The organism is Nocardia neocaledoniensis, assembly GCF_029868625.1.
Taxonomy (GTDB): Bacteria; Actinomycetota; Actinomycetes; order Mycobacteriales; family Mycobacteriaceae; genus Nocardia; species Nocardia neocaledoniensis_A.
The window spans coordinates 1-15,288 of sequence record NZ_JARWOJ010000300.1; the positions used below are offsets into that span (position 1 = coordinate 1).

General features: G+C 67.8%; 20 protein-coding genes. 10 read left to right on the forward strand and 10 right to left on the reverse strand.

All coding sequences use genetic code 11. The annotated features are described in order from the left end of the window. Positions 1-147: 147 nt before the first annotated feature. On the reverse strand, positions 148-1,827 hold the full coding sequence (locus QH270_RS22310; protein WP_060595217.1) for a DNA cytosine methyltransferase: 1,680 nt from the start codon (positions 1,825-1,827) through the stop codon (positions 148-150). A 451-nt stretch (positions 1,828-2,278) separates the two neighbouring features. Between QH270_RS22310 and QH270_RS22315 the strand changes: the two genes are divergently transcribed. From QH270_RS22315 to QH270_RS22345, 7 genes are all read left to right on the forward strand, one after another. After that, positions 2,279-2,731, forward strand: coding sequence for a hypothetical protein (locus QH270_RS22315; RefSeq protein WP_280345746.1), 453 nt, complete (start codon positions 2,279-2,281; stop codon positions 2,729-2,731). Continuing rightward, complete coding sequence (locus QH270_RS22320; protein ID WP_280345749.1) at positions 2,728-3,000, forward strand: hypothetical protein; 273 nt, start codon at positions 2,728-2,730, stop codon at positions 2,998-3,000. Before QH270_RS22315 ends, QH270_RS22320 begins: the two co-directional genes overlap by 4 nt. Next, entirely contained in the window at positions 2,997-3,485 is a 489-nt protein-coding gene (locus QH270_RS22325; protein WP_280345751.1) for a hypothetical protein, read from the forward strand. The genes QH270_RS22320 and QH270_RS22325 overlap by 4 nt, the downstream gene beginning before the upstream one ends. After that, the gene (locus tag QH270_RS22330) at positions 3,482-3,730 is read left to right on the forward strand and encodes a hypothetical protein (protein ID WP_280345754.1); all 249 of its coding nucleotides are present in this window, start codon (positions 3,482-3,484) and stop codon (positions 3,728-3,730) included. The genes QH270_RS22325 and QH270_RS22330 overlap by 4 nt, the downstream gene beginning before the upstream one ends. Before the next feature lie 35 nt (positions 3,731-3,765). Then, the gene (locus QH270_RS22335; protein WP_280345757.1) at positions 3,766-4,110 is read left to right on the forward strand and encodes a hypothetical protein; all 345 of its coding nucleotides are present in this window, start codon (positions 3,766-3,768) and stop codon (positions 4,108-4,110) included. Further along, positions 4,107-4,364 carry a hypothetical protein gene (locus QH270_RS22340; protein WP_280345760.1) on the forward strand — a complete coding sequence of 86 codons (258 nt, stop codon included), beginning with the start codon at positions 4,107-4,109 and terminating at the stop codon, positions 4,362-4,364. Before QH270_RS22335 ends, QH270_RS22340 begins: the two co-directional genes overlap by 4 nt. Positions 4,365-5,000: 636 nt before the next feature. Then, positions 5,001-5,900, forward strand: coding sequence for a hypothetical protein (locus tag QH270_RS22345; RefSeq protein ID WP_280345763.1), 900 nt, complete (start codon positions 5,001-5,003; stop codon positions 5,898-5,900). Positions 5,901-5,920: 20 nt separating this feature from the next. On the opposite strand, the gene QH270_RS22350 is transcribed toward QH270_RS22345, so the two are convergent. The 6 genes from QH270_RS22350 to QH270_RS22375 form a co-directional block, all read right to left on the reverse strand. Further along, complete coding sequence (locus QH270_RS22350; RefSeq protein ID WP_280345766.1) at positions 5,921-6,115, reverse strand: DUF6011 domain-containing protein; 195 nt, start codon at positions 6,113-6,115, stop codon at positions 5,921-5,923. Between the two features lie 139 nt (positions 6,116-6,254). Further along, positions 6,255-6,767, reverse strand: a complete 513-nt coding sequence (locus tag QH270_RS22355) for a hypothetical protein (protein ID WP_280345768.1) — start codon at positions 6,765-6,767, stop codon at positions 6,255-6,257. Positions 6,768-6,879: 112 nt separating this feature from the next. Continuing rightward, the gene (locus tag QH270_RS22360; protein ID WP_280345770.1) at positions 6,880-7,194 is read right to left on the reverse strand and encodes a hypothetical protein; all 315 of its coding nucleotides are present in this window, start codon (positions 7,192-7,194) and stop codon (positions 6,880-6,882) included. Continuing rightward, positions 7,191-7,400 carry a hypothetical protein gene (locus tag QH270_RS22365; RefSeq protein ID WP_280345773.1) on the reverse strand — a complete coding sequence of 70 codons (210 nt, stop codon included), beginning with the start codon at positions 7,398-7,400 and terminating at the stop codon, positions 7,191-7,193. The genes QH270_RS22360 and QH270_RS22365 overlap by 4 nt, the downstream gene beginning before the upstream one ends. 52 nt (positions 7,401-7,452) lie before the next feature. After that, a complete protein-coding gene (locus QH270_RS22370; RefSeq protein WP_280345776.1) occupies positions 7,453-8,157 on the reverse strand; it encodes a hypothetical protein in 705 nt (234 codons plus the stop codon). Between the two features lie 102 nt (positions 8,158-8,259). Then, on the reverse strand, positions 8,260-8,907 hold the full coding sequence (locus QH270_RS22375; protein ID WP_280345779.1) for a hypothetical protein: 648 nt from the start codon (positions 8,905-8,907) through the stop codon (positions 8,260-8,262). Between the two features lie 113 nt (positions 8,908-9,020). Between QH270_RS22375 and QH270_RS22380 the strand changes: the two genes are divergently transcribed. Then, positions 9,021-9,383, forward strand: coding sequence for a hypothetical protein (locus QH270_RS22380; RefSeq protein ID WP_029930822.1), 363 nt, complete (start codon positions 9,021-9,023; stop codon positions 9,381-9,383). Positions 9,384-9,444: 61 nt separating this feature from the next. Next, entirely contained in the window at positions 9,445-12,495 is a 3,051-nt protein-coding gene (locus QH270_RS22385; RefSeq protein WP_029930823.1) for a Tn3 family transposase, read from the forward strand. Between the two features lie 100 nt (positions 12,496-12,595). Here the strand turns inward: QH270_RS22385 and QH270_RS22390 are convergent, their stop codons facing one another. From QH270_RS22390 to QH270_RS22400, 3 genes are all read right to left on the reverse strand, one after another. Then, the gene (locus QH270_RS22390; protein WP_029930824.1) at positions 12,596-12,811 is read right to left on the reverse strand and encodes a DUF378 domain-containing protein; all 216 of its coding nucleotides are present in this window, start codon (positions 12,809-12,811) and stop codon (positions 12,596-12,598) included. A gap of 122 nt (positions 12,812-12,933) precedes the next feature. Then, positions 12,934-13,608 (reverse strand): family 16 glycoside hydrolase, encoded by a 675-nt coding sequence (locus QH270_RS22395; protein WP_052373457.1) that lies wholly within the window; start codon positions 13,606-13,608, stop codon positions 12,934-12,936. A 22-nt stretch (positions 13,609-13,630) separates the two neighbouring features. Next, the gene (locus QH270_RS22400) at positions 13,631-14,590 is read right to left on the reverse strand and encodes a DUF1259 domain-containing protein (protein WP_432420404.1); all 960 of its coding nucleotides are present in this window, start codon (positions 14,588-14,590) and stop codon (positions 13,631-13,633) included. Positions 14,591-14,809: 219 nt separating this feature from the next. On the opposite strand from QH270_RS22400, the gene QH270_RS22405 reads away from it, so the two are divergent. Continuing rightward, a partial coding sequence (locus QH270_RS22405) for a response regulator transcription factor (protein ID WP_280345784.1) occupies positions 14,810-15,288 on the forward strand: 479 nt, incomplete at its 3' end.

Here is a 15,288-nt window from a genome sequence, read left to right on the forward strand (position 1 = left end):
GGGGGACTAACTTGGTTATTTTTTTGGTTTTTGTCCATCCGGTTTATTTCTGGGGGGCGTGGGTTTTCTGGCGGGTTGGGGGTGGGGGGTGTGTACTATAATGTATGGGCCTGGGTGGGGGCCGGGTTTGGGGGCCCCCTCCGTGGATCACGCCGCCGGGGTGTAGCGGTCGAGCTCTTCGCCGGTGATGGCCTCCACCAGCGCAGAGATCAAAATCTCGGCGGCGGGCGGGGTGACGGCGTTGCCGAGCTGGCGCACCCGTTGGCGCTTGTTGCCGAGCACGATGTAGTCCTTGCGGAACGCCATCGCGTCCTGGATCTCGTGCGGCTCCAACATGCGGAACCGCGTGTTCTCGATGTCGCGCTCGGTGATCATGTCGACCAGAGCGAACCGGTCGCGGGTGCTGACCGTGCCCAGCGGTTCGGTGGCAGGCCGGGCGGTGCCGGTGCTGTAGTAGGGCAGCAGCAGCGTGTTCCACAGCTCAGGCGACATCCCGGCGGGCGGCGTGACCAGGCCGTGGTGGTTGCCGCTGGCGGTGACGGTGGCCAGGGCCTCGGTCACCGGACGCGCGTCCGAGGAACCGCCGCGCAGCTCGGCGACGAAGGGGAGGAACGCCACCGCCGTCTCGTTGCGGGTGGTCTGGGTGCGCAGCGGCATCGAGGCCAGCTGGGCTTCCTTGCCGTCGCGACCCTCCATCGGAATCATCAGCGGCGGCGGCACGACCAGGCCGTGGTTGGAGCCGTCGGCAACGACCGTGGCGAGGGGTTCGTTCAGCCCGATCGTGCGGGGGCGGTCCGAGCGCAGCAGCGCCAGGAACGGCTGCGGAATCGCGAGCCCGTCGTTCTCCCGGGTGGTGCGGGCGGCCATGGGCCCGGTGACCTGGGTGGCGTCGTCGCGCCAGGTTCCCCCGGCGGGGACCATCATCGGCATCATCGAGGCGTAGCGGCGCATCCCGACGCGAATGCGTTCCATGGTCTTGGGAGCCAGAGGCTTGTCCCGGTCGCCGATGCGGGTGCCCGGCAGGGTCCAGTCGATCGCGGCGGCCGCCGGGAGCGCGGGCGGCTCCACGATCGAGTTGCGGCAGCTGACGCGAGGGCAGCGGTACACGTACTGGGTGCGGTAGCGCCCCATGTCGGCATTGGGCTTCTTGAAGACCTGGAGGGCGCTCACCCACTCGTCGCAGGCCAGGCAGTACGACAACGGGCGGAGCCACTTGTTCCAGTCGGGCTCGCGGCCGAGCTTGAGATCCCAGTAGGCGACGTAGAGCCGGTCCCGGGACTGCGGGGCCGCCGGAGTGCGAACCGGCTGGGCATGGCTGGAGTTGAGGGCGATGACCTTGACCCCGTAGCCCAGGGCCCGGATCTCGCCGATCCAGCGGTTCCACTGGTCCCACTGACGGACCTCGACCACGTTCTCCACGACCCCGGCGCGGACCCGGCCACCGCGCTCGATCACGCCGCGCAGGTACATCGGGACCTCTTCCATCAGCGCCCGGCTGCGGTCGGCTTCCTCATCGCGCTGAAGGTCGAGGAGGTCACCTTGGAGGGTGTTGTCGTAGTCGCGCTTCTTGCCGCGCGCCGAGGACCACTGCGGGCACTCCGGCGATGCCCAGAAGATATCGGCCACAGGCCATTTCACGATCTGTTCTTTGGCCTCTTCGGTGCTCAGGTCTCCGAGGAAGTGATCGGCCTCGGGATAGTTGGTGGCATGGGTCTCGATGGCCTTCGACCAGTGGTTCGCCGCGCGGGTGACGCGCACACCGGGCACCTTCGATGCGCCCTGGGTGGAGCCGCCAGCGCCGCAGAACCAATCCATCAATTCGAGCATGGGAATCGTCCCTTCGTGATTTGCGAGTGGGGTCGAAGAAGGCGGGGTGTCCGGTCCCGCTTCCTTCTATGTCATATATTACCCGTTAAAGTTGATCGAGGTCAAGAACTTTCTTGACGTGTCTTAAATCGAAATATGCTGTCTCGCAATAGATTTGAACGGCCATGCGACCTGCTGAAATCGGCACCAGAAGCACTACCGATACATTAGAGGTTTTAGATACACTAGGTGTGTGGAAGGGTGTCGCCCCGCGTTCGCCCCCGCCAACGAAGCCGGTAGGGCCGCCAAGGACGTCGGCCCGGCGGCAAGCTCGGGGCCCCGTCCTCCCACCGCCGGCCGTCCCGCCCCGGTCATCCGCCTGCACCCGTCGGTGCCCGGTGGCAGACTCGTCGGGACGGCGTGGACGAACCACGCAGCGGCCCAACAACACAGGAACGGGAGCACCCCGCCCATGACCAAAGTCGATCGCGTACAGGTCGTGCAGGAGATGTGGCCGACGATCGGCCCGCACAATGCCGACTCGCTCGGCGCGGCCGCCGTCGCCTCTCGCGAGATCTTCCGCATGCTCGCGCATGCCACCGTGGTGCGCGCCGACGCGCTCAAGGCCCTGCCGTACGTGGCCGACGGGTACACCGTGCTCGGCGGGCTCGCCGAGGCCGCCAGCTCCGAACACCAGAGCCTCGAACAGCTGGCCGCCTGGGCCGAGCACTTCGCCAACGACCCAACCCTGCGCCACGCCGAACACCGCGACCAGCCGGGCGGCGGCGTCGCCCAAGCGCAGCAGGCCGCCGTGGAGACCGCTGAGGACCTGCGCGAGGCCGCCCGGCACGCCGATGCCCTCATGCGGGCTCTCCAGCGTGCCCAGGCGCACACCAGCCCGCTCTACCACGACGAGGAAGCATGACCGACACCCAGACAGCTGGCGAGGTCATCGACTACTTCGCGCCGGTGTTCGCGGTCCTCGACAGATGGGCCACAGACGGCGAGGTTACCCCCGACCCGGTGCCGGTGATCCTGGGCGACGGCAGCCGCGCCACCATGACGCGCGACTGGCTCACCTTCCCTCGCAGAGAAGGGGCGATCTCTGGCAAATCCATGTCGCTGAGGCTGCTCGAGCAGGCACGCGGCACGCTGACTTCACCGAACCTCCCCACGGACGAGAAGGACCGATGACCGCCTCTTACACCGCCGACCAGCTGCGCACGATGCTCGAAACCGGCGCTGCCGCAGCTGATTCCCCCTTCCAGCGGGCTGCGATCCACCTGCTCACCTACACAGACCTGCCCGGCCGGGCCGACCTCGCTCCCTACGTGGACATCGTGGACGTCGACATCGACGGACGGTCCGTGCCCGCCGCGTGGATTCGCGACTGGCACCGGCTCGGGCGCCTCGAGGGCCTGGGCCACCTGCACGGCGGCGCGGAACGGCTCGTGCGCCTGGCCGCAAGCATGGCCCACGGGGAGCCGGTCGACCTGTCCGCGACGCTGAGCGGGCTCGGCCACGCGCACGCCCGGCGCGTGCTAGAAGCCGTCGCGATCTGCGCGGGAGTCGACGAGTTCTACGCGATCTCCGAAACGCCTGCGCTGCAACGGAACAACGACTTCCTCGCCGAGCTGCTCGGCGAGGAATCCGCCAACACCGAGGAGCGCACCTCATGACCAGTCTGCCGACACAGCAGGCGATCTTCACCAATGCCGCCGACGCCGCCAACCGCGCGGCACTGGCCCTATCTGATGTGCGCGACTGGCTGAAGTCCGACTGGTCCGACACGAAGCCTCTGACCGACGAAGCGGTCAACGCCCGCCGGGCGACGTACGCCCGGCTCGAGACGCTCAAGGACGAGATCCGCGACCTCGAAAATCAATTGCGCGGTGGCGCGAAGAGCCTCGGTGACCGGAAATAACGAGACAGGACGACCGCTCAACAAGGGGACTGGAAATGTTCGACGAAACACCGATCACCTGGGAAGACTTCAAGGCGCGGCGGCCCAGCGACGCCGAGAACGCTGCCCGGCTCGCTGACCTGGTGCGCCGGGCCCGCGCGGTCCGGGCGCACGGCTGGGACGACTATCGGTACGTGTGGTCGTCCGGCGAGGTCGCGGGCGTCGCGTACCTGCTCGGTGACGAGGGCGTGCTCCGCGACGCCGATGAAACCGCCGACACCGTGCTGAACCGCTATGCCTGCGATCTGTTCGGCGTCACCGACGGCCAAGGCGATGCCGCAGCCGGCCACCCCGGCACCCGTGCTTGGTTTGCCCACGCTCAAGAGGAGGTCGCTCGGTGAGCACATCCATGGAGAATCTGACCGCGACCGACCGCCGGCTCGGTGAGGCGCTCGCCCAGGGTGACGAGGTGGCGCTGTCTGCGGTGGCAGAGGAGTTCGCCGCCGCCGGGCTGCCCGCCATGGCGCAGCTGTTGCGCGACCGCGGGACCGCAGGCGCAGCAGGGTTGCTGTCAGGGTTGACCGGGTGGTCGGTTCCGTCGGCGCACGGAGTCCGCCACCACCGTCACGGTGACGTAACTCCCGAGGGTGCTTGAGTCGTGACGGAATCATGGCACTGTGAGGCGTACGGACCCGAAGGTGTCGAAGTCGGGGCCCGGTGTTTCGTCGCGGGCGAGTTGCACGAGCGGGTCTGCGCCGATCCGGAGGTGTGCCACCGGACGATGGTGGCAGAACGCCAGAGGGTTTTCCGGCGGATGAACGAGTTGGCCGCCGGTGGGTCGCCGTGGGCGGCCGACTTGGCGCAGGAGTTCGCCAGCCCCGAGCGGATTCTCGGCGGCACGGACGAAGACCCCAGTTCCTGATTCGGCCGTGGCCAGGCGTGTGGGATGCCGCGTCTTTGGCATACTGGCTGCGGGCCGTGGCGGGCGGCCCTACGGCCTGCTGATACAGCGGGAGACCCCGTTGAAGAAGCGCATCGCTCCACCCGCCCACTGACATCGATGCCCTGATGACGCTGATATGGAGCTGACCTGGGCAAATGTGGTTCTGGCTCCGGATAACTGCCATTATCCGGAGTGACACCAAAAAACACTACGGTGAGATACCCCCGCGCGGAGCACCTTTAGATACATTAGAATAAATGGGCATGGCGGGAGCGCGATACCCGCGTCCACCAGCGGCGAACGCCGCCGGAGGAGACGACCCAGAGCGACGGGGGAGAGGGGAAACCGATGACCGAGGCAAACGACCCGGCGGTAGCGGCGGACGCGGAAGGCTGGCGGCTCGATCCGGTGCGCCTGGACTGGGATACGGTCCTCCTCCGCGATCCCGCATACCGTGATCCTGCCGAACTGCTGTTCGCGGGCAAAACGATGGGGATCGGCGGAATTGCCGCTCTGGTCGGCGTACCCGTCACCGCCTTCCTGGCCCTGCTGACGGACTGGGCCTCGTGGTGGTGGTGCATTCTCGCCGCAGGCATCCTTATCGTATCCGGGCTGTCGACCGCAGCGATCGGAGCGGCCTTGGATCAGCGGCAGATGGAGAAGGCCACGCTGACCGGGGCAAGGCTGAAGGTATTGCCGCCGGCCCTCTGCCGTCCGCTGGCCCGCGCGATTCTTGCCATCGAGGACATCAAGTCCGGCCGGGCATTTCGCGAGAAGTATCTGGGCGAGCTGGAGCTGAGCGCAACGGCCTGGCAGATGGCGCAAACAGCGCTGCGCGGCGGAGAACTGGTGGCGGCGCGGGCCGAGCTGCTCGACGCCGAAGAAGGAGTCATCTCGCCCGCCGACCGTGTTGCGGCCGAAGCCGCGCAGCGGACGGTCGACGAGCTGGTCGCGGACCTGGAGCGTGACGCCGAAGCCCTGGCCACCGCAGCGGCATCGGCCCGGACGCTGTCAACGGCGCTGGAGGACACGGAGGCGCGCGCACTGGCGGAAACCGAGCGGGAACGAATCTCCCGCCAGCAGCTCGCGCGCCGACACCGGCTCGACGCGGCGCTCGCTGCGGTCCGCACCGCCGACGAGGCCAATTCCCCTGACACCGCAGATCTCGCGGTCGCCCGCGCCGCCGCCTACGCCGAAGTCATGCAGCTCGGTGGGACACCTACCCCTGGCCTGGTACAGCCGGACTGACGCTCAGGAACCCCACCGGTTCAGGCCGCAGCAATCTCGAACAGGGTCAGCGCCGCGCTGTTAGCGCGTTGTTCGGCACGCTCCTTCACAGCACAGGTTGGGCCGATCCCCGCGCTCACCGAGGCCGCCGAGAGCAGCCAGCCGTGGCAGCGGCGGCAGTGCACGACGAGCCGCACCGTCGGCTGCTCCTGGTCATCGGTCTCGGTCGCGGCCATGTTCGTTCTCTCCTCCGGCCGGGTGGGTCTCTCCCAGGGTGACACAAGTGACCGACAACTTCGGCACGGTAGGGACGGCAAGGTTTTCGGACGTTCTGTCCCGCAGAGCATGGGGCAGCCGGGCCCGACTTAAGGGAGGTCAGACCGGCAGGGGGTCGATGCGGTCGGCGGCGTAGTGGTAGAGCCGCCAGACCGATTTCGAGAGCAGCTCCCGGTCGGCGCAGCACACGGTCGCCAGGGCCGGTCGGCCGTCCTTGGTGGTGGGGTAGCGGCCCTGGTCGCCGTTGCGGTCATGGCGTTCGAGGTCGCGGACGAAGGCAACGATGTCGCGCTCGGTCTCCCCGGTGCCGAGCAGCGGATCATCGGCCGCGGCGAGGGCGTCGAGGAATGCGGTGAGAACGTGGCTCGACCTCAGCGTGGGAATGCCGGAGTAGGCCGGATACAGCGCCTTGAGCGACAACTCGGCGAGCTGACGCGACAGGAAGAACGCCGGCTGCGCGGCCCCGGCGTCGATGGCGGCTTGGGCGGCCGAGGCGAATTCGAACAGCGTCGTCGAGGGCGCGTTGATCGGATGCTCGCGGGACATGCAGAGCACGTCGTCTCGGCTGTCGTGGTCGACCGTGGGGTCGCCGAACGGACTGATGTAGGCCACGGACGGGAATTCTGCTCTCGGATCGGGGGGCGGGGAAGCGGTTTTCGCGGCCCGTGCTGAGGTGATCCGCGACGTCTCCGGCACCAGCTCTCTGCGGCGGCGGCCGTGCTTGTCAGAGATCGAACCGGACGGCCAGCACCATCTTGATGAAGTCGAGCATCTCGGGAGTCACTGTCCCGTCGTAGGTTCCGGCCTCGAGTACCGCTCGCACGCAGGGAATGAACCGGTGTACGGCGAGCACGCGGCCGTCGTTCCAGCCCACCGAGAAGATTCGCAGGTCTTGCGGCATCTCCCGGGCGTCGACGACCGGCACCGCCAGCGCCACATCACGATGGCGCAGCAACGCCTGGCCGTCGATGATCACCACGGTCAGGTAGCCGTCACCGGCGGCGATGGTGTAGATGTCGCCCTGGTGCAGTTCCCTCACAGGGGCATGCCCATGCCGATGCGCAGCAAGTCGGAGTCGCTGTACTTCGGTGGGTTCTGCTGCTCGTGCGCGGCGATGCGCCGCAACTCCTTGTCCGCGAGCCGCTGGAGCACGGCCCGGTTGATCTCGGCGCTGACGTTGCCCTCTGCGCTCTCGCGCAGAGCCTGGGCCGTCGCGTCCGGGAGGCTGATGTTCAGTTTCGCCATACCACCACGGTAAAGCGTGGCGCTTTACCGTGGCAAGCGGGCGAGCCGTCGATCAGAGCGGGAACAGCGACGGCTGGGCGTTGGCATCGCCAGTCCAGGACAAAACGTTGGGGAGGTTCGCGTCCGGGGCGAAGGTGAGGTAGGTCCCATCGACACTGTCGCAGCCGATCGCAGTCGCGTAGTCATAGCGGCGGCGCGAGTTCACACGGCCCATGTGGACCCACTTGCCGAGGCTCGAGGCGACCGCGGCGAGGTTTGCCGCCGCCGGGCCGAGCTTCCAGGCGGTGTCCCCGGCGAGGAACAGACAGTCGATCTCGTCCCACGGGTCCCAGGTGTCGAACTCCATGAAGTTCTGGGCCGCGAAGGCGACGGGAAACCCGAGATCGCGGATGCGCCGCAGCATCGGCAGAGAGCGGGCGAGCGTGGCGAAGTGGTCGCCGACAACGTCGGGCGCCACCACGAACAGACAGCGGTCGGCGTGCGGGCGCAGCCGGCCGAGCCAGTTCAGGTAGGCGTCGTCACCGGGATAGGCCCCGCCGAACACCCCGTTGTCGGCACACCACAGCGGGTAGTCAGCGCTCAGGCGGTTGCCTTGAGCGGGAGTCATGATCGCGCCCAGTTCCTCGGCGCGGATTCGGTCGCGGATCGCGGGTGTGCTGGGTGGGGTGAGGTAGAGCGGAGCGCGAGGAGTGCAGTCGTGCCAGCGCTCAGCCGCCCAGCTCTCGTTAAAACGTTCGTTTTGGTTATCGGCAGGCATGGATGCGTCCCTCCCACTGTGGCGGGGTGCGGTCGGAGACGGGAGAAGAAGGGCGGCGGACGAAGACCTCGGACCGCCGCCACCCCGCTCCCGATGGGAGGACTAGAAGGTGAGGGTGAACCGCAGCGCGGCGTGGTACTCCTCGAACTCGACGTCGAGGATCTTGCCGGTGGACTTCTCCCAGTCGCCGATCACGACGAAGTGCCGCTCGGCCAGCTGGCGCGTGGCTTCCTCGGTGGTGTCGACCGGCGTGGCGGGCGGGTCGAGCGGGACGTACTCGCCCATCGGGTGGTCCTCGTAGTCGAAGACCTCGACCCGGTCGCCGGGGGACCAGATGGCGCGCACCGTGATCACGCCCCGGAACTCGGCCTCCATGGCCCTGACGATTTCGGTCAGCTGATCGGCTGCGGTGAACAGCGCGGTCGCGCGCTCGTGCAGATCCGGGCGGTTACCAGCGAACAAGCGGTCCATGTACGCGCGGGCGGTATCGGTGTAGGTGTTGACGGTGTCGCCCAGGACAGCGAGCACGCCGTCGACCTCGGCGCCTCCGTGGAAGTGGCCGACGGCGGCCGCCGCCGCGAGCGCGCGAACGGTCAGGTCCGCGGCGCAATCGACGAACCCGTCGGCGTCCTGGACCGCCAGCTCCTGCGCGACCTCGGTCAGGAACCGCACGACCTTGCTGGTCTCGGTCGCGGGCCGGGTGTCCTCGGTGGCGGGGCGCAGCGGGAACGGGTTGCTGATGATCTCCATGATCGGGAGTCCCTTCAAGGTGTGGGCATGTGGGGTCCAGTGACGAGAAAAGTCGCGCTTAGCGATGTTTGCCCTGGTCGGTGCGTGTCAGTGGTCGGTGGGATCATGCGGGAATGCTGGAGGCGGTGAATGCGGCGGTCCTGGTCGCCGAGGCTCAGGTGCTGATCGGCGAGGCTCTGGGATTGCCCGCCGCGGATCTGGATCCGGTCCTGTACCCGCCGGATCCGGTGCGGGGCAGTTCGGGCTGGTTCACGCTCGCGGTGCGTGAGGGCGCGGTGCCGGCGGCGCGGCTGAGCGTGCTGCTGTGGGACGCGAGCACCGGCTGGTATTGCCGCGGGCTAGCCGATCCGTACGGGGTGTGGCGTGAGACCGGGTTGCCGCCGGAATCGGACCCGGTCGACGTGGGCTCATGGTTCGCCGATTTCGTGGCTGGGCCGATACCTGATGTGGAAGATTCGGCCGAGATCTTGTTCTGATTCTGGTTGATTCGGTCGAACAGCGAGCGCGGTTGCGCCGCTGGTGGTTTCATGTGCGGCTGTGCGTGATGAGGGGGCCGTGGAATACGGCCGGTTCGGTGTGCTGTCGCAGACGGATTTGGAGCGGTTCTTTTACCTCGACGATGCCGATCGCAAGCTGATCGCCGAGCGTCGCCGCGACAGCAACCGCCTCGGTTTCGCCCTCCAGCTCGTGACTGTGCGTTACCTTGGCATGTTCTTGCCGGATCCGCTCGATGTCCCGGCCGAGGTGGTCACCTACCTGGCCGAACAGCTCGATATCGCCGACCCGACCTGCGTGAAGTCCTACACCGAACGCAAGCAGACACGCTACGACCATCAGGACGAGATCGTCCGCACCGACGGGCTGACCGAGTTCGCGCAGGTCGAGGGCGAGCTGGTGGCGTGGATCGCTGATCAAGCGTGGATGACCGGCGACGGCCCGAAGGCTCTGACCGCGGGCGCGGTGCGCTGGCTGCGCGAACGCAGTGCCTTGCTTCCGGGCGTGACGACCCTGGAACGGCTCGTCTCCGAGAGCAAGCAGGCCGCTGATCAGCGGCTGTGGACGCATCTGGCCTCCCAGCTCACCGGCCGGGAAGCGGGAATCCTGTTGGGGCTGCTGGAAACCCGCGAGGAGGGCCGCCGCAAGGTGGTTGAGCTGGAACGCCTGCGCAGGGGCGCGTTCACCCCGTCGACGACGGGAATGAAGCACGCGCTGGCACGGGCGCGGGACCTGTATGCGGTGGTCCCGGCGTCGGTCGATATCACCGAGGTGCCGCCGCGCCGGTTGATCGCCCTGGCGGCGCACGGGATCACCGGCAAGACCTCGCATCTACGGCGCTTGAAGTCACAGCGGGAACGGTTGCTTGCGTTATTGACGGCGACAGCGTTCACGTTGCGGGCCAAAGCGGTCGACGACGTGCTCGAACTGTTCGACCTGCTCATGGTCACCGACCTGATGGCCAAGGCCGAACGCCAGTCCAAGGACGAAAAGCTGCGCCGATATCCCCGAGTGACCCGCAACGCCGGGAAGCTCGCCCGCGCCGTGCGGGTACTGCTGGAGATGAGCGAGGCCGACCCGCAGCTGTCCCTGGAACTGGTGTGGGACCTGATCGAGAGCACCGTCTCCAAATCCGAGCTACGCGCGGCGCTGGCCGCGATCGACGAGCTTGTCCCGCAAGCGGATCCGGAGTTCGACGGACAGCGCCTCGAGGAGCTGGCCGGCCGATTCGCCACGGTCCGCTCATTCCTACCCGCGATGATGCGCACCATCGACTTCGGCGCCACCGGCGACGCCGGGCCGGTCCTCAAGGCTATGCACACTCTGGCCGAGCTGATCTCCCCGCAACGGAGCCGTGGGCTCCCGGCCCGCTGGCTCGAAGCCCGCCGTGTCGATCACGACCTGGTGAGCGGCGGCTGGCAGCGACTGGTGTACCCCGCGGAGCGGCCGGAGGAGACGGTGGATCGGGCCGCGTACACGCTGTGTGTGCTCGAACAGTTCCATCGGCATCTGCGCTACCGCAACATTTTCGCCGAGGATTCCTCGAAATGGCGTGACCCGCGCACGCATCTGCTGTCGGGGATGGCGTGGGAGACTGCCCGCGACACCGGCATGAACGCCCTGGGCCTGCCGGACAATCCGCGGCCGATGCTCGGTGAGCTGGCCGCGAGCGTGGATGCCGCATACCGGGAGCTGGCCGCGCGCCTGGGCGACGACACCCCCGCCAGCGTGGATGAGGACGGCAAACTGCACGTGGCGGCGTTGAGCGCGGTGCCGGATCCACCCAGTCTGACCGATCTGCGCCGCCGCGCGGCGGCGATGATTCCGCGGGTCGACCTGCCGGAGCTGGTGTTGGAGGTGATGTCGTGGCTTCCGGAGTTCGGTGAATCCTTCACGCACGTCGCCGGCACCAGTGCCCGCGTCGCCGACCTCGGTGTCTCGGTCGCGGCGGTGTTGTGCTCGCAGGCGATGAATGTCGGTCTGGCGCCGGTGGTTTCACCCGGCGCGGACGCGTTGACACGGGATCGGCTGCGCCACGTCGACCAGCACTATATTCGGGCGGAGACGATGGCTGTGGCGAACACGGTGCTGGTCAACGCCCAAGCGAACGTGCCGTTGGCTCAGCTGTGGGGCGGCGGCTGCGTCGCCAGTGTGGACGGGATGCGGTTCGTCGTGCCCGTCCGGTCCATCCACGCCCGACCCAACCGAAAATATTTTGGACCGAAACGAGGCAGTACCTGGCTGAACATGCTCAACGACCAGGCCGCCGGGCTCAACGCGATGGTCGTGTCGGGTACCCCGCGTGACTCGCTCAACGCCATCGACGTGATCCTGCGCCAACCCGAGGGCAGCAAGGTACCCGACGACATCATTTCCGACGCCGGATCGTATTCCGACATCGTCTTCGGCCTGCTGCATTTGCTGGGCCGCAAGTATCGGCCGCAGCTCAAGCACCTGCCTGATCAGCGATTGTGGCGCATCGACCCGGCCGCCGACTACGGTCCCCTGGACAAGGCCGCACGCGGCCGCATCGACATCGAGAAAGTGTGTTCCCACTGGGAGGACATGTGCCGCGTGGCGGTGTCGATGAACCGCGGTGAGGTCTCCGCGCACGAGGTCACCCGCATGATCTCCCGCGACGGCAACCCCACCAGCCTGGGACAGGCCATCGCCCACTACGGCCGGACCTTCAAGACGCTGCACATTCTGCGGATGGCCGACGACGAACCGTATCGGCGCGAGGCAAAGGCCCAAGCCAACCTCCAAGAAGGCCGTCACGACCTGGGACGCACCATCTTTCACGGCCGCAGGGGCGAGATCACCCGCGCCTACCTCGACGGCATGGAAGACCAGCTCTCCGCGCTCGGCCTGATCTTGAACTGTGTCGTGCTGTGGAATTCGGTGTACCTGGACCGGGCACTGGACGAGCTACGCGCCCAGGACTATCCGGTGCGCGATGAGGACGCCGCCCGCCTCTCGGCGTTCATCCGAAAGCACATTCGCCTGGAAGGCCATTACAGCTTCCATCTGCCCGAACTCGGCGAGGGCCACCGGCCGCTCCGCGATCCGGACGCCCCCGACGAGGACGACTGACCCGGGGGCGCTCCTGGGGCGCGTTCTGCCCGCTGAGCCGCTCGGACACCGGTCTCGGCTGCCCGGTGCGGGACCCCATCCAGCAGGATTCGTGGGTGGTTCAGTGCTGGTGGCTGCGTTCACCGGTGATCACGCGGATGATCCAGTACAGGCCGGCGAGCCCGATGAGCACGAACACGATGTCGTCGAGGGGGTCGGCGATCGGTTCCAGGGCCCGGTCGAGCACGTTGACGTCGGTGACGAACGCGGCCCAGGCGAACGCGCCGATCAGCAGTAATACGAAGGCGATCCAGTCCGGTATCGTGCGTGGCCGCATCGTAGGTTCCCTTCTCGAGATGTGTCGTGATGCACCGGCTGCCGCTCGCGGCGAGCCGGGTCGGTCATGGGCGTCTGGCGACGGGGCAGGCGCCCATGACCGGTGGCGTGGGTGTGTTCGCGCTACCGCGCCGTGGCGGTGAAGTCGTCGAAGCAGGTGTGGGAGTCGGCCTTGGTCCACAGTCCGATGCGGCCGCTGCGCAGGCGGTCGTGGCGGGTGTGCACGATCTGGGTGCCGTCGAGGTAGCCGGTCATGGTGTCGCCGGTGATCTCGACGCGCAGTTCCTGCCATTGTCCGGTCGGGACGGGGGTGTTGGCTTCGGCGAGGATCGAGCGGGTGCCGTTGGTGTATTGGTAGAAGTTGACGTTGCCTTCCAGTGCGTTGGCGCGCAGCACGTAGTAGTTGCCGGGGTCGACGCTGCGGAAGATGATTCCGGCGGCTTGGTCCTCGGTGCCGGAGATGGGCAGGAACCGGACGCTGATCGTGGCGTCGGTGTAGTTCGCCGGGCCGAGGGTGAGGGCGGGATATTCGGCGGTGGCGGTCTGGCACAACGCGTTCGGCGGGGTGGGTGTGCCGTCCTGGGCCTGGATCTGCCAGGTCCCGGTGGCGATGTCGGTGCCCTCTGGCAGTGTCGTGTTGTCGTCGAAGCCGATGGTGGTGACCTGGCCGACGGTCGCGGTGGGCCCAGCCGCGGTGGTGGGCTCTGATGCCGGGCCGGTGTCGGAGCAGCCGGTCCCGGCGGTCACCACCCCGACCGTGGCGAGCAGGGTGAGCGCGGTTCGCGCGCGTGTGAGCACGGTTTTACCTCGATACTGGGGTTTATTTCTGCAGGTTGGTGGCGTCGAGTGCGGTGCGCAGTGCCTTGGACAGGCGCACGGCGTCGTCGACGGCCCAGAAGTGCATGTAGAACAATCGGGGGTTGTCGTCGAGGCCGTGGTTGTGGATCTCGACGACCTCGATACCGGCGCTACGCAACGCTTGGACGACCGGCTGGATCTCGGATTCGATCATCGCGAAGTCGCCGTTGATCGCCGCGCGGCCGCCGCCGACGGGCTGGAAGTTGATCGCGGTGGTCAACCCCAGGGCCGCGGGCAGGGTGTGGGTGCCGGCGGTGACGGTTTCCGCGCGCGCGATGCCGTATTTGTATACCCCGCCCTCGCTGGTGCCCTTGCGGCCGAGCGCGGTGTCGATGCCGGCGGTGTCGAGGTCCAGGGGCGGCTGCTCACCCGATGCCGGCGTGGGTGGGCGGATACCGGTCTTGTCCAGCGCGGCTTTGATGGTCTGCGCGAGTTTGGCGGGGTCGCCCATGCCGTGGATGTGGGTCCACCAGATCGGCGGCTCGTGCTGGGGCAGGTGTTTGTGCACCGCGGTCTGGGCCAGGCCACCGGCCTGCAGCGCGTCGGTGACGGCGGGCAGTTCGGCCTCGGTGACCACCAGGTCGCCCATCAGCATGGCCTGGTCGCCGTATTTGGTGAACGCGGCGTACCCGCCCAGCGACAGGCCCGGGTTGATGGTGACGTCGCGGACCTGCACCGACAGATCGGTGCGCGGCAGCCCGACCCGGTAGACGGTATTGGTTTTGTCGAACTTTCCGCTGCGGCCCAGGATCTCGGCGACCGGTGCCCAGTCCGCGTCGGTGGTTTGCGTGGCGGCGGCGTGCTCGGCGGTGCCGCCGTGCTCGGTGGTGGTGGAGTCGGGGGTGTCGGTGTCGTTTCCGCAGGCCGTGATGGCCAGCAGCGGAACGGCGAGCAGGGCGGTCAACGCGGTGCGTATCGTCATCAGCTCGCTCCTCCGGCCCACAGTGTGATCGGCGTGTCCATCGCTGTTCTGCCTCCTGCTCGGTCGCGCGGTGCGGTGTGTGCGGACAGATCTACTCCGTGGTGATGAAGCCACGATGAAGTATGAAGCTGCGATGAAGTATGAAGCTGCGATGAAGCCTGGCATCGGAGGTGGCGGTCGTTGCGGCATGCTGTGAAGGGCGGGAAAGGGCGGTGAGTGATGCGGATACTCGTGGTCGAGGACGAGCCACGGATGGCGCGGCTGTTGCGGCGCGCCTTGACCGAGGAAGGATATGCCGCCGATATCGCCCCCGACGGGGTCGCCGGGTTGGACGCCGCCACCGGCGGTGGCTATGACGCGATCGTGCTGGATGTGATGCTGCCGAAACTGGACGGGTTCACCGTCTGCCGCACGCTGCGTGCCCAGGGCGATGACGTCCCGATTCTGATGCTCACCGCCCGTGGGCAGGTTCGTGACCGGGTGGCCGGGCTCGACGGCGGCGCCGACGACTACCTGACGAAACCGTTCCATCTGGCGGAGTTCTTCGCGCGGCTGCGCGCGCTGCTGCGCCCCCGGCACCCCCAGCCCCCGGCCCCGCGGGGTGGCGGGGTTGCGGGCCCCCCAGGGCCAAAACTCCCGTTGCGCCCACCCCGGGGGGGGTTGGCGGTATGCGACGAGGGGGGTTCGGTACCCGAGCT